Annotated in this window: 10 protein-coding genes; all 10 read left to right on the top strand. The window is 50.6% G+C overall.

The features are described from left to right. The first annotated feature begins 33 nt into the window (after nucleotides 1-33). The 10 genes from GC178_18005 to GC178_17960 all read left to right on the top strand — a co-directional run bounded on the left by GC178_18005 (nucleotide 34) and on the right by GC178_17960 (nucleotide 15,337). Nucleotides 34-1,992, top strand: coding sequence for a collagen-like protein (locus GC178_18005; GenBank protein MBI1289465.1), 1,959 nt, complete (start codon nucleotides 34-36; stop codon nucleotides 1,990-1,992). After that, complete coding sequence (locus tag GC178_18000) at nucleotides 1,992-3,209, top strand: T9SS type B sorting domain-containing protein (protein MBI1289464.1); 1,218 nt, start codon at nucleotides 1,992-1,994, stop codon at nucleotides 3,207-3,209. Before GC178_18005 ends, GC178_18000 begins: the two co-directional genes overlap by 1 nt. Continuing rightward, entirely contained in the window at nucleotides 3,206-4,240 is a 1,035-nt protein-coding gene (locus GC178_17995; protein MBI1289463.1) for a type IX secretion system membrane protein PorP/SprF, read from the top strand. The genes GC178_18000 and GC178_17995 overlap by 4 nt, the downstream gene beginning before the upstream one ends. 182 nt (nucleotides 4,241-4,422) lie before the next feature. After that, a complete protein-coding gene (locus GC178_17990; protein ID MBI1289462.1) occupies nucleotides 4,423-5,709 on the top strand; it encodes a hypothetical protein in 1,287 nt (428 codons plus the stop codon). An 87-nt stretch (nucleotides 5,710-5,796) separates the two neighbouring features. After that, a complete protein-coding gene (gene acs, locus GC178_17985; GenBank protein ID MBI1289461.1) occupies nucleotides 5,797-7,698 on the top strand; it encodes an acetate--CoA ligase in 1,902 nt (633 codons plus the stop codon). Between the two features lie 47 nt (nucleotides 7,699-7,745). Continuing rightward, complete coding sequence (locus GC178_17980) at nucleotides 7,746-8,120, top strand: GxxExxY protein (GenBank protein ID MBI1289460.1); 375 nt, start codon at nucleotides 7,746-7,748, stop codon at nucleotides 8,118-8,120. A gap of 149 nt (nucleotides 8,121-8,269) precedes the next feature. Then, nucleotides 8,270-9,850 carry a hypothetical protein gene (locus GC178_17975; GenBank protein ID MBI1289459.1) on the top strand — a complete coding sequence of 527 codons (1,581 nt, stop codon included), beginning with the start codon at nucleotides 8,270-8,272 and terminating at the stop codon, nucleotides 9,848-9,850. A gap of 80 nt (nucleotides 9,851-9,930) precedes the next feature. After that, nucleotides 9,931-12,789 (top strand): DNA polymerase I, encoded by a 2,859-nt coding sequence (polA, locus tag GC178_17970; protein ID MBI1289458.1) that lies wholly within the window; start codon nucleotides 9,931-9,933, stop codon nucleotides 12,787-12,789. Between the two features lie 54 nt (nucleotides 12,790-12,843). Next, entirely contained in the window at nucleotides 12,844-13,695 is an 852-nt protein-coding gene (locus GC178_17965; protein ID MBI1289457.1) for a hypothetical protein, read from the top strand. 7 nt (nucleotides 13,696-13,702) lie between these two features. Beyond that, nucleotides 13,703-15,337 carry a hypothetical protein gene (locus GC178_17960; GenBank protein MBI1289456.1) on the top strand — a complete coding sequence of 545 codons (1,635 nt, stop codon included), beginning with the start codon at nucleotides 13,703-13,705 and terminating at the stop codon, nucleotides 15,335-15,337. Nucleotides 15,338-15,512 lie beyond the last annotated feature (175 nt).

Here is a 15,512-nt window from a genome sequence, read left to right as displayed (position 1 = left end):
CAGGCCAACAACATGGGATTTTTGATCACAAGGATGACCACGGCCGAGAAATTGGCAATTGCAGGTCCGGCAACGGGCCTGTTGGTCTATGACCTTGATACCAAATCGTTCTGGTATTTCGATGGCACTCAATGGGTTGAGGCGATCGGCCCTCAGGGCCCCGTTGGCCCAACGGGTCCGCAAGGAATTGCAGGGACCATTGGTGTTGATGGCGCCACCGGACCAACCGGACCAACCGGACCGCAAGGGCCTGCCGGACAGGATGGAATAATAGGGATGGATGGAGCAACCGGTCCACAAGGTCCGCCTGGGCCTACTGGCGCTGCTGGGCCGCAGGGGATCACAGGTTCTATTGGTCCTACAGGACCGACTGGCCCGATCGGGCTACAAGGTCCGCCTGGACCTACTGGCCCCACTGGAGTTCAAGGTTTAACAGGGCCTCAAGGATTGCTCGGACCTACAGGTCCTTCCGGTCCTATCGGCCCGCAGGGTGTGCAAGGAAACATAGGACCGACCGGAGCCACAGGGCCCATCGGCCCAACGGGCCCACAGGGGATACAAGGCCCAACCGGAGCATTGGGTCCACAAGGAAATACAGGTCCACAGGGTAATACAGGTGCTCAAGGGCCAATAGGCGTTACTGGCCCGCAGGGTGTAACGGGCCCACAGGGAATTCAAGGCGCTACTGGCCCACAGGGACAGGTAGGACCAACCGGAGCAATAGGCCCTCAAGGTGTAACAGGTCCTCAAGGAATCATTGGGCCCACGGGTCCGCAGGGAATTCAGGGAAATGTGGGACCCACAGGCCCTCAAGGAGTAACTGGTCCGATCGGGCCAACAGGTGTCACTGGGCCAACGGGAAACATTGCACCGGGCACATTGGGTCAAACATTGCTAAACGATGGAACCGCCTGGGTTGCAACAAGTAATCTTTTTCACGACCCGAATACCAACAATATCGGGATCGGTACGACCGGTGCTACGGTCTCATTGGAAATTGCTACCACAGATGCTATTGGAGTTCCTTCGGGCACATCAGCCCAAAGACCAACGGGTCCGGTGCCAACCGGTGCCATGCGGTGGAACACTGACCTTGGTACGATGGAGGTGTTTACAGGTGTTACTTGGATGAATATCAACACACCCCCTATCGGCTCAACCTATATTCAATGGGCCAATGCGGCCGATCCGAACACCATCTATCCGAACACGGTATGGGTATTCTCTGATGTAACGAACGGAAGCTTCATCCGTGCACGGGGAGGCGGTGCGAACGTGAATGCTGCGGGAGCGTTGACCGGAACCGTTCAGGCCAATGCTTTTCAGGATCATACGCATACGGCAAGCGGTACAACGGCCGGCTCCGGAGCGCTTACAACATCGGCCGCAGGCTCTCATACGCACAATTGGGGAGGTTGGTGGAGCAATGATGATTCTCGTCAGTACGATACGGGAACAGGCAATGGAAACGGAACGGGTAACACCATTTCTGATGGTACATTTTGGTGGGGTGGCACCAATGGTACTGGGGCCGATTACACCTCGCGAGGTACCAGCACAGACGGAAATCACAACCACGGTGGCTCAACCTCTGGGGCGAACACTAATTCCAACAACATCTGGATTCCGTATGATGACAATTTGAGTTCAGATGCCGCGAGTTTGAACGCAAATGGTACTGCCAGCACTTGTGGTAGCGGTTGGAACGGTTATGAAACAGTTGGTAATTTCATGGGGCGTTTGAGCGACAATTGCATGGGACATACGCACTCTATAACTACAGCTGGCAACCATTCACACACCGTGAATTTTTACGCGCACAGACATTTCATTAAACAACGGGCCACTGATGCTGCGCCTGACCACACCCATAGTGTTCCCGATCACACACATAATCTGAACATTACAGTGAACGGAGCCGCCACGGGTTCAACTGCAAGCGAAACCAGACCGGACAATGTGGCGGTCATTTTTTGGAGAAGGATAAATTGATGAAGCAGTTAACCTATAGCATTCTTTTCTGCCTACCGATGTTTGCCTTCGGTCAAACGGAGTTTGTGATCAACAATGGAACGGATGTCCGCGTGAACCCAGGTTGTCAGGTGATCTTTGCTCAGGGAGGGATTCAGAATGCGGCAGGCGAATTCTCGAATGCAGGCGAAGTGGTGGTGGAAGGCAACATCATCAATGACGGAACGCTTTCTGGCGGAGCCTCTTCTGGAATTTACAGAGTGCTGAATGACGTGGAGAACAACGGACAGATGAATCCCGGCCAGAGCCTGTTCGAACTATACGGTGACGACCAGTTTTTGCGTGGTTCGCAGCAGCTCGATTTCTACGATCTTACACTTACAGGTTCTGGAATCAAGTATATACTGAAGGACATCAGCACGGCCGGAACTTTAGACCTTATCGACCGAGAATTGCATGCAGGGCCGAACACGGTTTTTCATACCAATACTTCGGCACCGACCGTGATGGCTGTTCATGACCAGGGTTTTGTAAGTGCGGATGAGGGCGGTGGCCTTTCGCGAATGACCAATAGCTCGCAGGATTATTATTTCCCGGTCGGAAGCACGGTCAATAATTTCAAGATCAGGCCCATAACCATTGCACCACAAGGAGGCGATAACACTTACAAGGTGCGTTATGCGCCCGGTCTCACCCCGAACAACACCCAACGCGGCCCGGAGATCTATTACGTCAACCCGATCTTCTACCATTATGTCGAGCGTACCGAAGGAAGTTCGGCAGGTGCGCTGACCGTCTATTATGAAGAAGCCACCGATGGAAAATTTGAAACCTTGGCACATCTCGAATCCGATTTCTGGCGGGAGAACGTAGGTACTGTCGAAGGACCGTTTCTCGGCTCAGCTCCAGAGTTGGCTTCATATAAAACAGACGGGTGGGATTTCGGCTCACCTGAAATTGCACTCGCTGCTCTTGCCACCGACCTGTTCGTTCCCAACGTGTTTTCCCCGAATCAGGACGGCCACAACGATGTTTTCAAACCACGCGGAACAGAACCGTTTGAATACGAACTGCGGGTTTACGATCGCTGGGGAAATTGCGTTTTCGAAAGCAATGAGATCGATCGCGGCTGGGACGGAACCTTCAAAGGTCAGCGCATGAACAGCGGGGTCTTTGTCTATTACATCATGTCGGGCGGTGAAGTGCTTTCTAAAGGAAATGTAACGCTGCTCCGATGAGGAAACTGCTCGCATATCTGCTGCTCATTCTCCCTTTTTGGGCTGCTTCGCAGGATATACACATGGTGCAGTTTACCGAAACGCCACAGCTCATCAATCCAGGGCAAACAGGGGTTTTCAATGGCAAGATCAGGGCCATCGTCAATTACCGCGACCAGTGGGCAAGTGTAGATGCGCCCTACCGTACGTTCGGGTTCAATTACGATCAACGCATCAGCCCCAAAAAGTGGAAGAAAAAAGCGAGTCTCTGTGTTGGTTTGGCCGCGTACCGCGATGATGCCGGAGACCTCGGTCTGCACACCACTTCGGGCGTTATCAGTTTGGCCAGCAGTCTTCATCTCACCAATACACAAACCGTCACGGCAGGTATTCAAAGCGGGGTCATCTATCGCGGAATCGACATGTCCAAGGCCGTTTGGGGAAGCCAGTATGATGGCAACAATTACGACCCGACCATGGCATCGGGCGAAGTGAGCAACTTCAACTCGTTCATCAACCCCGATGTTTCCATGGGCTTTGCCTGGAATCTGAACGAACCGCACGGCATCGGGCCGTTCCGAGAGCTTTACGTCCGTGCCGGAACGGGTATTTTTCACCTCAATAGACCCAGACAGAAATTCAATTTGGGTGAAGACGACAGGTTGGATGTCCGTTGGACCATCCATGCCGATGCGATGATGGGCGTTGGAAGCGGCCGCAGTTACATCGTTCCCATGTTCCTGTTTCAGATGCAGGGACCATCCACCGAAGCCGTGTTCGGTGGCATGTACCGTTTTTTGTTGCGCGATGCAGCACAAGTGACAGGTTTTGTGAAAGGAGGCGCGCTTGGAATGGGTGCAACCTACCGCTGGGGCGATGCCATTACGCCAATGGTAAGTGTAGAATATCTTTGGATGCGATTGGGAGTGAGCTATGATGTGAATCTTTCCAAACTCAGAAACGCAACCAACTATCAGGGCGGTCTGGAAATATCATTGCGCGTTATACTTGCCGATGGTTTCTACTGGACCGGCCGACAATCGAGAAACTAAATTCAGTTATGAAGAATAGACTATACATTTTACTGATGCTTGTTGCCACTCTTGTTGCAAAGCAAAGTTCAGCACAGAATAACGTTGGCATTGGAACCACATCGCCCGATCCAAGTGCCATTTTGGATCTTTCGGCAACCGACAAAGGCGTGCTGGTTCCCACGCTGAACACATTGCAACGAATGTTGATCGTGAATCCCGCAGATGGACTTTTGGTCTATGATACGGATATTCAATGCTTCTTCTTCTACAGAGGAAGCACAAGTAGCTGGCAGAACCTCTGCAACGGAGGAGGAAATGGCGTAACGGGCCCAACAGGTCCAACGGGGTCGCAGGGAATTCCTGGTCCGACAGGGACCACAGGGGCTCAAGGTCCTACTGGAATTGCCGGTCCAACTGGCCCAACAGGAGCCGATGGACAGGATGGTGCAACTGGCCCGACAGGTGCAGACGGTCAGAACGGTGTAACAGGGCCAACAGGTTCAACAGGTTTGCAAGGCCCTACAGGACCAACAGGAGCCGATGGACAGAATGGTGCAACCGGAGCGACCGGTCCCACAGGCCCAATGGGTCCAACCGGAACTGGAGTGGGAATTCCAGGGCCGACCGGCCCAACAGGTGCTACTGGTGCTGCCGGAGCAACTGGGCAAAATGGTGTTACGGGAGCTACCGGCCCACAGGGTTCCACAGGCCCACAGGGTCCTACTGGTCCTACTGGGGCAAACGGACAAAATGGTGCTACTGGGTCACAAGGACCGACAGGGCCAACTGGAGCTACTGGGTCGCAGGGGATTCAAGGAAACCCTGGTCAGGCAGGAGCAACAGGACCGACCGGAGCAACTGGTGCAACAGGCCCATTGGTCGCTGGAACGGTAAACCAGACCTTGCGTTACGATGGTTCAACATGGGTTGCAAATTCTACGGTTTGGAACGATGGGACCAATGTGGGTATCGGCACCACCAATCCGCAGGCAACCCTGGAGGTGAACGGAGCGGTTTTCGGCAAAATGCGCCATTGGAGCATTCATTCTTTCAATAATGCCGGATATCAGAACGGTACGGGCATCCTTTGGTTTCCGGCAAATGGAGACGGAGCGGATGATGCCGTTACGGGAAGCATCAGCTCATCCGGAAACGACTATAAAGACCACTGGGCCGCGCCTTTCGATGGCCGGTTACTGAAAGTGGTGGTACGTGTGGGCAACAGTTCGAACAGCGGCCTGGATCTGAAAGCACGGATTGTGATGGATGTGAACGGAACGTTGGTGACAAGTTCCGGGGCCTTCAACCTGAACGAGAATCAAACGGCATCCATGACGGTTCCAACCAGTTGGACCTTCACCGAAGGAGACCGAGTTGCGGTCGGTTTCAGGTTCGATGATGACGCGGCCTGTACCGGAGGCGATTGTTATGTGGAGGACACCAACTATTTCGTCAGCCTCGTTTGGGAATATGACGTGTATGAATAGAAGGCCGATGAGCCGAACAGGAAATGCCTCGATCAGACCTTGGTCGGGGCATTTTCTATATTTGAGAATCACTCAAAAAGCAGAAGGATGATGCAGAAGATCAATTCACTCGAAGAGTACCACGAACAATACAAACGAAGCGTTGAAGACCCGGAGGGTTTTTGGAATGAGAAGGCCGAAACATTCGTTTGGAAAAAGAAGTGGGACAAGACGTTGGAATGGGAGTTCGAAACGCCTTCGGTAAAGTGGTTTTCGGGTGGAAAGATGAACATTACTGAGAACTGCCTGGATCGCCATCTGCAAACGCGGGGCGATCAGGTGGCCATTCTCTTCGAACCCAATGACCCAACTGAAGAAGCGGAGAAGATCACTTACCGCGAGCTGCACAGCCGCGTCAGTTCATTTGCCAATGTGCTGAAACGCAATGGCGCCAAAAAAGGCGACCGCATCTGTTTGTACATGCCCATGACGCCTCAGTTGGCCATCGCAGCATTGGCCTGCGCACGCATCGGAGCCATTCATTCGGTGGTGTTTGCTGGATTTTCAGCGCGATCGTTGGAAGACAGAATAAATGATGCGACCTGCAATATTGTGGTGACCGCAGATGGTGGCTATCGCGGAGCCAAGACCATCGACCTGAAAGGAATTGTGGATGATGCCTTGGAGAATTGTCCTTCGGTGGAACGCTGCATTGTACAGAACAGAATTGGTGCATCCGTCAATATGAAAGACGGCCGCGATGTATGGTTGGAAGAGGAATTGAAGCAGGTGAATGATGATTGCCCGGCAGAAAACATGGACAGCGAAGACATGCTTTTCATTCTTTACACTTCTGGTTCAACCGGTAAACCGAAAGGCGTGGTTCACACATGTGGAGGGTACATGGTGTATGCCGAATACAGTTTCCGCAATGTGTTCCAATATGAGGAAGGTGATATTTACTGGTGTACGGCTGATATCGGTTGGGTCACAGGGCATTCGTACATCGTTTACGGACCATTGTTGGCGGGCGCCACAACAGTGATGTTCGAAGGTGTGCCGACTTGGCCGGACGCAGGTAGATTCTGGGAGGTTTGCGACAAGCATGATGTCAACATTTTCTACACTGCGCCAACGGCCATCCGAGCGTTGGAAGCCGCTGGTTTGGACTATGTGAAACCATACAAACTCGACAGTCTGAAGGTGCTTGGTTCGGTAGGCGAGCCAATAAATGAAGAAGCTTGGGAATGGTACCACAAGCACATCGGAAAAGGTCGCTGCCCAATTGTAGATACGTGGTGGCAGACGGAAACAGGCGGAATTCTCATCTCTCCTTTGGCGAACATCACTCCGCTAAAACCGAGTTTCGCCACGCTTCCGCTGCCAGGCGTGCAGCCCTGTTTGGTAGACACGGAGGGAAATGAAATTGAAGGAAACGGAGTAGAAGGAAATCTGTGCATCAAATTTCCGTGGCCGAGCATGCTACGGACCACTTATGGTGACCACGAACGATGCAAGCAGGTCTATTTCTCAGCCTATAGAGGCAAATACTTTACGGGCGATGGCTGCCGCAGAGATCAAGATGGATTCTATCGGATCACAGGTCGCGTAGATGATGTGATCAACGTTTCAGGCCATCGCTTCGGAACCGCAGAGATTGAAGATGCAATTGATGAGCACAAGAATGTGGTGGAAACTGCGGTTGTCGGTTATCCGCACGACATCAAAGGCCAAGGAATTTACGCTTACGTCACCTGCTATCGCGAGCCTGAAAACTTGGAAGCATTCCGCAAAGAGATCAATGATACCGTGGTGGAAATGATCGGACCGATTGCGAAGCCAGATAAGATTCAGATAGTGAGTGGCTTGCCAAAAACCCGTTCGGGTAAGATCATGCGAAGAATTCTGAGGAAAGTGGCTGAAGGTGATGTCTCCAATTTGGGAGATACCTCAACATTGCTCGATCCCGCTGTGGTGGATGAAATAAAAGCAGGTGCCGGATTGAAATAGGACGCGGAAAACACGGTTGACACGGATAATCGCGGAAAATGGCAAATCTGTTACACGGAGATATTACTGGGAAAATTCTTGAGGCATTTTTCAATGTTTACCATGAGCTGGGATACGGTTTTCTTGAAAAAGTGTATGAAAATGCCATGCTGATCGAATTGGATGAGCTTGGCCTTTTCTGTCGTCAGCAGCATCCGATCTCTGTGTTTTACAATGGCGAGAATGTCGGTGAATATTTTGCGGACATTCTGGTTGAGGACAGGGTCATTGTAGAACTTAAAGCTACAGAGGGGATTTCAGAACGCCATGAAGCACAATTGATAAATTACCTACGTGCGACTGACATGGAGGTCGGATTGCTGCTTAACTTCGGCAAAAAGCCCGAATACAGACGTAAGGTATTTTCAAACCATCTTAAATAAAGCCGCGTTTTCCGCGATTTCTGTGGCATCTGCGTTCAATTACAATGACCAAGACCTGTCCGAAGACTCAGGGAGGGTTGGCGAGGCTGAGTGGAAAGGCCATTTCGGAATGATTGTTGTTACTCGGTGGGCAGTTAAAGACCCCCGCCATGAGACGACTCTTCCTCACCGCAGTTCATGTTCTTTTTCTAACCGTCATTGTTCAAGCGCAGAACCGAGAGATCATAGGTTCAATTAAATCAGCCAAAGGTTGGTCTTTGGCGGAGTCGAATGTGCTTGATGTCAACAGCCAAAGGGGTACCGCAGCTGATGCGTTCGGTAAGTTTCAGTTGAGCGTGGCCGATTCAGGAACGGTACTTCGCGTTTCGCATGTGGGCTACAGACCGATTCTTTACAAGGTAACGCCCGAAATGTTTGCCAGCGATGGCAATGTCACGAATCTTCAAATTGTATTGAATCAGGAGTCTACATTGCTGTCGGCTGCTGTGGTAACGGCCGAACAGCATATCGTTCTGGACAGCCATCGAGGCGTGGTTCTCCGAGATTTCAGTTTTGCCGCTGGTCACAATATTCTGCTGATGGCGCAGGATGGCATTCGATACCTGATGCTGTGCGATGATCAATGGAAAGAGATATCGCGGTTGCGCGTGGATAAAAAGGGTGACCGATTGTATGAGGATTGTCTTGGAAACGTTCACCTCTTCGGTAAGGACAGCGTTTATCAGATTGCAGTAGTTGATGATCAGATACAGTTTGTGACCACGGTTGAGGAGAGCTATTTTGTGAAAGAGATGGGGCATTGCAGCACGTCAAGCAACAGCCATATTTTCTTCAGTTCATATCAGAGCGCAGGTCAGGAAGTGTATCACTACGGTTTCGACCGCAAAACAAAAGAAGGGGTCATTTTGGAGCATGTCTTTGACCGGGAAGGTTTACGCTCAATCGAGGATTATATCCACAGTATTCAATCAAATCCATACAGACACCGGAGTAGAGGCAATCAGCCATACTCTACGTATGCGGGTTATTCTCGTAATACGGGTGCAGATGCTTACCAATACAGATTTAACCATCACCCCGGAACGCCAATAAAAGGAACGCTATATGGTGCGCCTGGCATTTACAGACCATATTACTATAGTAACCAGAACATGACCTATGCTGACGTACCTAATATGTTCGGTTATTCAGCCATGTTGTCCGATCATTATGCCCAAGCCAGATCACAACGTTATTTTAGTTCGGTCAGCCAGTACTTTCAGGCGGTTTCCAACCAGAATTTAGAATTCAAGCAGACCATGCTGAACACATGGAACCCATCGCCAGCGGAACGAGCGTGGTTGAACATGATCGGTCGTCCAACATATAGCCCAATGTTCAATCTTCGCGACAGCATATTCATCTTCGACCATGTTGTAGGCATTTGTTACGTGCATGACGCGGACGGCAAAGAGGTTCGTTCCTTTCCTATTGAACATCAGGAATTGAGCGGTTGGAAAAGATTGCTCATCCCTGATGAGAACGGAAAGAAACTCTACGCACATCTGAGACGCGGAAACAAGTCTTACTTGGCTGAAATCAGCCTTGATGACGGTCGTGTTCTCGGCACCACCTATTTGCCCGATGCCACTTTTGTAGAACACCTCAAAGTGAAGGACGGGTATGCCTATTACCTCAAACAATACCACGATATTTTCACGTCAGACCGCATGTTCAAGCAGAGATTGTAGGCGTTGAAAGATATTCGGACGTACAGCTGACCAAGCCCGATTTATTCTCCATATTCGTAGAATATTCATTGCAGTATTCTATGACCAAACAAGACCCATCCGAAGACAAAAGACTGTTTCTGCTTGACGCCTTTGCGCTGATCTACCGCGCGTATTTCGCGTTCGCAGGCAACAGAGTTGACCGTCATGGCAATCGCGCCAGCGGCTACACCATGGTCAATTCGAAGGGGCAGAACACTTCGGCCATTTTCGGATTTACGAATACGCTTTTAGAACTTCTCGAAAAGGAAAAACCATCGCATATTGCTGTGGTTTTCGATATGCCAGGAGAAACACATCGTGCGGTGGAATTCACCGCATACAAGGCCAATAGGCAGGAAATGCCCGATGATCTGGCAGCCAGCATTCCGTATATACAGGATCTGGTGCGCGCGTTCCGAATTCCCGTTCTGGGAGTGGAAGGCTACGAGGCCGATGACGTGATCGGAACCTTGGCCAAGAAGGCCGAAAAGCATGGCTACACTACCTACATGGTTACTCCCGACAAGGATTATGGCCAGCTGGTTTCGGATAAGATCTACATGTACAAACCTGCCCGAACGGGAAACGACATCGAAGTGCTTGGACCGAAAGAGATCTGCGAGAAATACGGCATCGAACGTCCCGAACAGTTCATTGACATTTTGGGAATGTGGGGCGATGCGGTCGATAATATTCCAGGAATTCCAGGAGTTGGCGAGAAGACGGCCATCAAATTCGTGCAGGAGTACGGTTCCATGGAAGGGCTGTATGAGAATGTCGACCAACTGAAAGGAAAGATTCAGGAGAAGGTTGCGGAGAATAAGGAGCAGGCCTTCATGTCGAAGATGCTGGCAACCATCATCACCGATGTTCCGATCGAGTTGGATGAGGAAGATCTGATAATGGAAGATCCCGACAGGGAAAAATTGACCGAACTGTTTGCTGAGCTGGAGTTCCGAACCATTGCCAAGAAAGTGCTTGGGCAGGAAGTGGCCATTCAAACGGCTGCAAAACCAGCTACCGCCAAGTCAGCGGCAACAGGTCAGATGGACATGTTTGCAGAAAGCGGAACCGTGGTGGAGGCGGCCGATGGTTCTGGTTACAAAACGTTGGAGCAGACCGAGCACGATTATCAATTGGTGGATTCGGCCGAAAAGCGAAAGGCACTTATCACTCAATTGGCGAAGGTGGAAGTGATTTGTTTCGATACGGAGACCACAGGATTGGACACCATCACGGCCGAACTACTTGGCATTGCATTTTCCATCGAAAACGGAAAGGCATTCTACGTCACCATTCCCGAAAAAGAAGAAGACGCCAAAGCGGTGGTTGCTGAGTTTCAACCCATTTTTTCGGACGAGAAAAAAACGTTGGTCGCGCAGAACTACAAGTACGATCTGTGTGTGCTGAAACGCTACGGACTGGAATTCAAAGCGAAAGCTTTTGATACGATGATCGCGCACTACTTGGCCAACCCAGACATGCGCCATGGCATGGATTTCCTTGCCGAAACGTACCTCGGCTACAAGCCTGTTTCCATTACGGAACTCATCGGTAAGAAAGGAAAAGGCCAAGGCAATATGCGCGATGTGGATGTGGAAGAGGTGAAAGAGTACGCGGGCGAAGATGCCGACATCACGTTGCAACTCTACGAGAAATTCGACCCGCTTTTGGATGAAGTGGAGGCGCGAAAACTCTTCAACGAAGTGGAAATGCCGTTGATCCCTGTGCTTGGTGCCATGGAAATGGAAGGCATCAAATTGGATGTTCCCGCATTGAAATCCATGTCGGAGGAACTGAACACCGATCTGATCAAACTTCAGACAGAGATCAAGGAATTGGCAGGGGTTGAGTTCAATATTCAGTCACCGAAACAATTGGGCGACATCCTTTTCGAGCATCTTAAAATTGATGATAAGGCCAAACGGACGGGCAAAACGAAGCAGTACAAAACGAGTGAGGACGTGCTCAGCAAGTTGGTGAATGCCCATCCTATCGTTCCGAAGATCTTGGATTACCGCTCGGTTCAGAAACTCAAATCGACCTATGTTGATGTGCTTCCCGATCTTGTAAACCCGAAAACGGGGAAGATTCATACCACTTACAATCAGGCGGTGGCCGCAACAGGCCGTTTGAGTTCGGATAAACCCAACTTACAGAACATCCCGATCCGTACGGAGCGTGGTCGCGAAATCCGCAAAGCATTCATCCCGCGAAATAATGATTTCGTGCTGATGGCTGCGGATTACTCGCAGGTGGAATTGCGGATCATAGCAGCATTGAGCAAGGATGGCCCAATGATCGAGGCGTTCAAGCAAGGTCAGGACATCCACGCAGCAACGGCTGCCAAGGTTTTTGGAGTGGCAGTTGAGCAAGTGGATCGCGACATGCGAAGCAAGGCCAAGGCTGTGAACTTCGGGTTGATGTACGGTCAATCAGCCTTTGGCTTGGCCGACAACTTGGGAATTTCTCGCACCGAGGCACGCGACATCATTGACGAATATTTCAAGCAGTTCCCGACCATTCGTGCGTACATGGACAGCAACATTCAGTTTGCGAAAGAACACGGCTACGTGGAAACCATTATGGGGCGCAGGCGCTACCTGCGCGACATCAACTCCAACAACCAAACCGTGCGCGGTTATGCAGAGCGCAACGCCATCAATGCGCCAATCCAAGGCTCTGCCGCAGACATCATCAAAGTGGCCATGATCCACGTGTTTGCGGAGATGGAGAAGCGAAAAATGAAATCGAAACTTCTGCTACAGGTGCATGACGAATTGGTTTTTGATGCGCATAAGCAGGAACTGGAGGAGCTGAAAGAACTGGCCCGTGAAAAAATGGTCGGTGCGGCCAACTTGGAAGTGCCGATGGTGGTTGACATTGGTGTAGGAGGCAATTGGCTGGAAGCGCATTGATGTGCTCACAAAACTTGAAATGATAAATTTGCTCGGTAAACCAAACCAAGGAATATGAAGTCGATCAGAACAGCAATTGGAATTGTAGCTATTACAGCATTGTTCTCAGCCTGCGGGTCGGAGCAGAAACCCGCTGCCCAAGAACCACAGGCTGTGGTTGCCGATGAGGGAATGTCGGAAGAGGATCTGGCCAAGGCCGATGAGATGATCCATAACATGCCTTCGCCCATTGAGATGGCCATTTTGGTGAAGCATGCAGGTGGCGAGTACAACGCATCTTTACTGAACGATGTAAAGCACATTGATGATTACGTCACCAACGGAAAGAAGACCATCAACATGGGCGTTTACAGTGCCGATGTGGGTTATACATCGCTCTACAAGCAAACACAGGAAACCGTCTTTTACCTCAATAACGTTCGTAAGCTTTCCGATGCCATCGGTCTGACCGAAGCCTTCGATCAAGAGGTTTTCGACCGTGTGGAAGCCAATATCGAAAACCGAGACTCGCTGCTTCACATTCTGAGCGGAGCTTACGATGTGGCCAATCAATATCTCAAGGAGAACAATCGGATGAACACGTCCATTCTGATGATTGCAGGTGGTTGGGTGGAATCCATGTATCTCGCAGCCAATCTGGGTGTTGGTGGCGGAAGACCCGAAGACATCATTTCGCTTCGTATTCTGGAGCAGGACGTGGTGCTCGACAAGATATTGGCGGCCATGAATTTGGTGAATGATGATCCGTTGGTAAACGAGTTCAAAGCCAAATTGGAAGCGTTGAATAAGGTGCTTGTAGCTAAGGAAATTCGAGTAGGAGAAGGCGAAAATGCTACGGTTGACGCTGAAAAGATGGAAGGCGTTTATGAGATGATCGATGAAATCCGTGCTTGGGCGGTAGCCTGATAACTATATGAGGCTTTTCAAGACAATAAAGCGATCCGTTGGTTGGTCGCTTTTTTTGTGTCTTACCGTCTCACTTTCAAATGCCCAGAATTTTGATTGGGCCCGCAGTATCGGTGGCCTCGGATTGGACGTTGGAAGAGCCGTTACCACCGATGCAGACGGCAATGTGATCCTGGTCGGTTCCTTTTCTGGAAGCACGCAGATCGCAGGTACAACCCTGAGCGGACTTGGCGGGATGGAATCGTTCGTGGCCAAATACACTTCGGATGGCAACCTGCTGTGGGCGCAGGTCATTTCTGGTCCAGATGAAGACATGGCGCGTGGTGTGGTCACAGATCAATCGGGAAACATTTATGTGGTTGGCCATTTTACCGATACGGTTGTATTTGCCATCACACCAACAGATACCATTGCGGCAAGATCAACTGGCGGACAGGACGTTTTTGTGGTGAAATACAGTCCAGACGGAACGCTGCTTTGGAAAGTGACGGGCGGAGGCACCGGAGATGATACGGCAACGGACATCGATCAATATCGCTGGAGCGGAAAACTGTTCGTGAGCGGAGGTTTTCAGGAACGGGGAAAGTTCGGTTCATCTACTGTTCTTTCTTCTGGTCTGACAGATGCCTTTCTCCTGAAACTTGACCCGGATGGGAACGTGCATTGGGTTCGGTCGGGTGGTGGTTTGGAGCATGATATTGCGGCAACGGTGGCCGCTGGAAATGACGGCTCCATCTACATAGCGGGCGACTTTTACGAAAGCGCCACCATGCAAGGAGAAACATTGCAGGCCGTGGGAAATTCAAGTTCAGATGTTTTTCTTGCCAAGTTTGATGATGCAGGCAACATGGCGTGGGTGCGGACGTGTGGCGGCACCAATGTGGATGTGGCCACAGGCGTTGACACCGACCTGGAAAACCGCGTCTATGTTTCGGGCTATTATCAGGGAACCACGCATTTCCAGAATCATTCGGCCACTTGCCTCAGCTACAACGATGTGTTTCTATCCAGATTTGATGCAGATGGGAATTGCGATTGGCTGAGTTCGGCTGGCAGCTGGGGGTTGGACAACTGTTTGGGCATGGCAACGGATTGGGATGGCACCACGTATCTCACAGGAGTTTTTGAGGAAGAAATGTTTGCCGATAATGTTTCGTTTACGGGAGATGGTTACGACATCTACGTGCTGTGCTACGAATCATCGGGCGCTATTCGCTACGGCAGAAGTGCAGGCGCAGGAAGCTCCGATTTCGGCATGGCCGCGTGCCTTGGTCCCGACCAAAGTCTGTACATCACAGGCTACTATTTCTACTTTTCCGATTTCGACCAGACCACCATCGGCCCTGCCGATCATGGCGATTGTTTTCTGGCGCGCATGTCAGGAATTATGAGCGTGGATGAAGCAGCTTCTGAAAAGGGCAATTGTCTTGCTTTTGATCCCTTTCAAAACGTTATCAACACAAACTGCGTGGAGCGCGGAACATGGAATCTGACCGATCTTCTGGGGCGGGAAATTGCCTCGGGTTCATTTCAGAACGGAGAGATACAACTTCCTATGGTTTCTTCAGGAATGTATCTGGCGAATGTGTTCGGTGAAACATCTCGACTTTCTATTCCAGTCTTAATGGGTAATATGCAATGACGGTATCGAAGCACGTCATGTTCACCTTCTTAGTTTTTCGTACGTCTCCCTATAAAGGATTGATTCCGATATTTCATAGCTTAATAGGCTTTTTGATTATTTCCCACGCTTTTTCTTTCCCTATTGCAGATGCTGGCGACTCTGCATACGAAACAAATATTTCGTTTTGTTTTGT

The sequence above is a fragment of the Flavobacteriales bacterium genome (genome assembly GCA_016124845.1).
GTDB lineage: Bacteria > Bacteroidota > Bacteroidia > UBA10329 > UBA10329 > UBA10329.
This window is presented reverse-complemented; position numbering and strand designations above follow the sequence as displayed.

What these genes read in the sequence shown, in the direction of transcription:
- polA (MBI1289458.1), top strand. Translation starts at nt 9,931, where the DNA reads ATGACCAAACAAGACCCATCCGAAGACAAAAGACTGTTTCTGCTTGAC.
- GC178_17995 (MBI1289463.1), top strand. Translation starts at nt 3,206, where the DNA reads ATGAGGAAACTGCTCGCATATCTGCTGCTCATTCTCCCTTTTTGGGCT.
- GC178_18005 (MBI1289465.1), top strand. Translation starts at nt 34, where the DNA reads ATGACCACGGCCGAGAAATTGGCAATTGCAGGTCCGGCAACGGGCCTG.
- GC178_17990 (MBI1289462.1), top strand. Translation starts at nt 4,423, where the DNA reads ATGTTGATCGTGAATCCCGCAGATGGACTTTTGGTCTATGATACGGAT.
- acs (MBI1289461.1), top strand. Translation starts at nt 5,797, where the DNA reads ATGATGCAGAAGATCAATTCACTCGAAGAGTACCACGAACAATACAAA.
- GC178_17965 (MBI1289457.1), top strand. Translation starts at nt 12,844, where the DNA reads ATGAAGTCGATCAGAACAGCAATTGGAATTGTAGCTATTACAGCATTG.
- GC178_17975 (MBI1289459.1), top strand. Translation starts at nt 8,270, where the DNA reads ATGAGACGACTCTTCCTCACCGCAGTTCATGTTCTTTTTCTAACCGTC.
- GC178_18000 (MBI1289464.1), top strand. Translation starts at nt 1,992, where the DNA reads ATGAAGCAGTTAACCTATAGCATTCTTTTCTGCCTACCGATGTTTGCC.
- GC178_17960 (MBI1289456.1), top strand. Translation starts at nt 13,703, where the DNA reads ATGAGGCTTTTCAAGACAATAAAGCGATCCGTTGGTTGGTCGCTTTTT.